The organism is Bartonella sp. AU18XJBT (assembly GCF_028618595.1).
Classification (GTDB): domain Bacteria; phylum Pseudomonadota; class Alphaproteobacteria; order Rhizobiales; family Rhizobiaceae; genus Bartonella.
Map to the genome: position 1 here is coordinate 1 of NZ_JAQITE010000097.1, position 2533 is coordinate 2533.

Here is a 2533-nt window from a genome sequence, read left to right on the forward strand (position 1 = left end):
GGCGATCTAGGCGGCTTTATTGAAAAGGAAAGCAACCTCTCTCATGATGGCAATTGCTGGGTCTATGATAATGCGTGGGTTTATGGCTATGCCCGTGTTTATGAAAATGCAAAAATACGCCATTTTTCTCAGGTCTGTGGTCATGTCTATGGCAATGCGGAGGTCTATGGAAAGGCTTTTATCTCTCAATATGCTAAAGTTTATGACAATGCTTGTGTCTATAGTAATGCACGTATATCTGGCTATGTTTATGGCAATGCCCATGTGAGTGGAAGCGCTCGTATTTATACAGAAGCCCATGTTTATGATAATGCGCATATTTCTTATAATGCTTGGGTTTATAATTATGCAAGGGTTTATGGGCATGCTCAGGTTTCTGGCTCTGTCTGTGTTTACAGCCATGCCAAGATTTATAACCATGCTATTGTCAAAGGTCATGCTAAAATTTATGGCAAGGTTTATGGCAATGTTATTGTAAGTGGCTATGCTGAGATTTATGGCTCTGTTTATGGCAATGCCAAGGTTTCATATCATGCCAAGGTCTGGGGTAAAGCCTATGGCAATGCAAAATTAAACAGTCAAAGTAAAGTAAGTGTCGTTCCTAAAAAATGTGAGGTTTATGAAAATGATAATATTATCAAAATTACGGATACAGACAAATAAATGACAGGCATGGGGGGCGTGCATTCTTTAATGGCTATAAACGCATATAAAATGCATTGCTAATAAACATATCATAAAAGAGAGAGTTTAATAAAAGAAAGCCGTGCCAAGTGATATGACGCGGCTTTCAAATGTTTATCCTTATGAATCAACCCTAATAAAGGTAATGAGAGTATATATACAAAACGTATCATATTGCAAGCGCTCTATTAAAGGTATGAAAACTTATCAAAAGGAATGTAAATGATGCGTATGATCTTAATCACTCATTTGAATAAGAGAGCCTATAAACGCTTTTATGGCTTCAGACGTATTAAGAATAACGCCCTTTTCTTTAAAGAGATCATTTAAAACAAAGCACATGATCATGACGCTTCTTTTAAAAACGTTTCAAAATATTAAGCTCAAAATCGAACTGAGTCAATTGAAGAACTGACATTCTAAAATCAAACAAATCAAAAGCAAATGCTTATTAAACAAATGTCTTTTTAAAACGTTCTTTTACATTTATGAACATTGGTTTTTAAAACAATCTCTCATAAGACAATAAACAACCGCTTTTATAAAATGTAAGGTTTTCAAAATTTTGCTCTGCTGTGAAATCTAGATCTTTGTTTTTTCGTAAATGAAACGTTCTTAAGAACAAATGGTAACTAAGTTATAGCTGTTATAAAAAAAGTTTTAAACACTTATAAAGATCTCATTTTATGTTTCAAACGTTTAAAGGTTCATTTAATGAGGTTCTCATAAGCGTATTTTTACTTTTCATTAAAACCTAATTTCTTTGCAAATTAACCAGCTCAATTTTGAGTTCGTTATCTTTAGAATAGAGCATTTCTAACTTAGTATTATTAAAATAAGCACTTGAAATTATACCTATATAGGTATATTAATAATCATGGGTAAAATAAAACGTATCATATGGCTTGGATCTTCACTCAAAGATATAAAAAGTCTTCCTAGTCTTATTCAACAAAGGATTGGTTATGCTCTTTATCTTGCTCAGATAGGAGATAAAGGAGAAAATGTTAAGGTTCTCAAGGGGTTTGGATCTGCCAATGTTCTAGAAATTATTGAACGTGATATTCAAGGAACTTATCGCGCTGTTTATACGGTAAAATATAAAAAATCTCTTTACGTGTTGCATTGTTTTCAGAAAAAATCGACCCATGGTATTGCAACCCCAAAACCAGACATAAATCTGATTAAAGAACGTCTCAAGTTAGCAGAACAATTAGAAGGGAATTAAAATGGTCAACATTTTTCACGGTAGTTCCAATGTTTATGAGGATCTTGGCTTTTCTGATTCCAGAGAGATGCTTATCAAAGCACAACTTGCTCATAAGATTAGTCAAATTCTTAAAGAAAAAAACTTAACACAAAAGCAAGCTAGTCAACTTTTAAAAATGACGCAACCCAAATTGTCTAAACTTTTAAGTGGAGAATTTCGAGGGATTAGTGAAATGAAAATGCTTGAGTGTTTGGCAAAATTGGGAAATGATATCAAAATTGTTGTAAGTTCAGAAAAAGTTAAAACGCTTGAAGGACAATTTGAAGTTGTTTTTGCTTCTTAAACCTCTTTATAATTGCTTTTTATGCTCTATTCATACATGGCAATCTTATATAAAAAATGGTCAAATGAATCACGTCTAAAAATGTGGATTCCTAAGTGGATTCATATAAAATAATTACACAAAACCTATTGACTTTATTGTATTTTTTGATATTATATCGGATAAACAGAGACCAAGCACTTAATTGCTTCGCACGCGTCTCATAAAGAAAATCTGCTGCTGCATCAAAATCACTGTATTTATCTTTGATTGATGTAACAGAACTTTCTAAAAACTGGTTCAAATGTCCATTAAAT

General features: G+C 32.7%; 3 protein-coding genes and 1 pseudogene. 3 read left to right on the plus strand and 1 reads right to left on the minus strand.

Annotation, left to right across the window (positions count from 1 at the left end; all coding sequences use genetic code 11):
- The 3 genes from PVV60_RS10045 to PVV60_RS10055 form a co-directional block, all read left to right on the plus strand.
- On the plus strand, positions 1-663 hold a 663-nt coding region (locus PVV60_RS10045; protein ID WP_273724623.1), incomplete at its 5' end, for a hypothetical protein.
- Between the two features lie 898 nt (positions 664-1561).
- Positions 1562-1912, plus strand: coding sequence for a type II toxin-antitoxin system RelE/ParE family toxin (locus PVV60_RS10050; RefSeq protein WP_006590525.1), 351 nt, complete (start codon positions 1562-1564; stop codon positions 1910-1912).
- A gap of 1 nt (position 1913) precedes the next feature.
- Positions 1914-2237, plus strand: coding sequence for a helix-turn-helix domain-containing protein (locus PVV60_RS10055; protein WP_006590526.1), 324 nt, complete (start codon positions 1914-1916; stop codon positions 2235-2237).
- A 91-nt stretch (positions 2238-2328) separates the two neighbouring features.
- On the opposite strand, the pseudogene PVV60_RS10060 reads toward PVV60_RS10055, so the two are convergent.
- Positions 2329-2533, minus strand: a pseudogene (locus PVV60_RS10060) (hypothetical protein); the annotation flags it as partial.

What these genes read in the sequence shown, in the direction of transcription:
- PVV60_RS10055 (WP_006590526.1), top strand. Translation starts at nt 1,914, where the DNA reads ATGGTCAACATTTTTCACGGTAGTTCCAATGTTTATGAGGATCTTGGC.
- PVV60_RS10050 (WP_006590525.1), top strand. Translation starts at nt 1,562, where the DNA reads ATGGGTAAAATAAAACGTATCATATGGCTTGGATCTTCACTCAAAGAT.